The following is a 924-nucleotide window of genomic DNA, read 5'->3' on the forward strand; positions in this document are numbered from 1 at the left end:
ACGCCGGAGATCGTCATCAAGCGCCGACAGACCTCATCGTCCCGCACGATTCTCAGAAGTCTGCGATGTAGAACTGTAAACTGTTCTCGCAGCTTGCAGCGCGCCTCCAGCAGCGGCGTGACAATTTCGGCCAGTTCACAGCGTCCTTCGACGAGCTCGCGAATCCGATCCTCAAACTTGACGGTCCCGACGACGCCAACCTTGAGCCCAAAATTGCGCAACAGGCCGCGCAGGTCGTTCTCGATGGCGAGGGCCTTTTCCTGCAGCAGCTTGCGCGCCGTCAGCAGCGCGCGGCGCTTCTGGCTCGTCAGCGTCTTGACATGCACCGGGCGGAACAGGTTGACGCGCATCATCTGTGCGATGCCGCGCGCATCATTGCGATCCGTCTTGTTCGGCCGCGCCTTGAGGAATGCCTTGGTGTGTCGGGTCTCGATGCAGATTGCCGGCAAACCGGCCTTGGCCAGGCCTTCGAACAGCCATTGCGACAACGGTCCGGCCTCGAGCCCGATCCGCTCGATGCGCAAGGCGGGACCTTTCAGAACCGCGGTGAGGTCGTCGGGGTGGCTGACCACCTTGATCTCGCGGCAGATCTTGCCAGTTTCATCGACAATGCAAACGGCGGTCTCTTTTACCGAGATATCCAATCCGGCATAATGCTTCATGCTGCGTTTCCTTTCCTGATGCTTGTGGCTGTAGCTGCAGACCACGTTCTATCATCAGCTCGGAGCGCAGCACCTCCGTCCATCACCGTCGAAGATGGGGCTCAAGCCGAATATCCCATCTGATTCAATCTTCGTCGTAAGAGGAGATTGAGTCGATGATGGGCGAGCAAAGTGTGATGCAGGAGGAGCTGTTCTACGGCTTCAGCCTGGAGCGGCATGTGCCGGCGGATCACCTGCTCAGAGCGATCGACCACTTCGTCGA

The 924-nt window shown here is 59.2% G+C and carries 1 protein-coding gene; it reads right to left on the reverse strand.

Going from position 1 to position 924, the window contains the following annotated elements:
* The coding region (locus NKH90_RS34600; protein ID WP_352823807.1) for an IS110 family transposase at window positions 1-662 on the reverse strand (662 nt) is incomplete at its 3' end.
* Window positions 663-924: the final 262 nt, after the last annotated feature.

The organism is Mesorhizobium sp. M0898 (assembly GCF_040319695.1).
Taxonomy (GTDB): Bacteria; Pseudomonadota; Alphaproteobacteria; order Rhizobiales; family Rhizobiaceae; genus Mesorhizobium.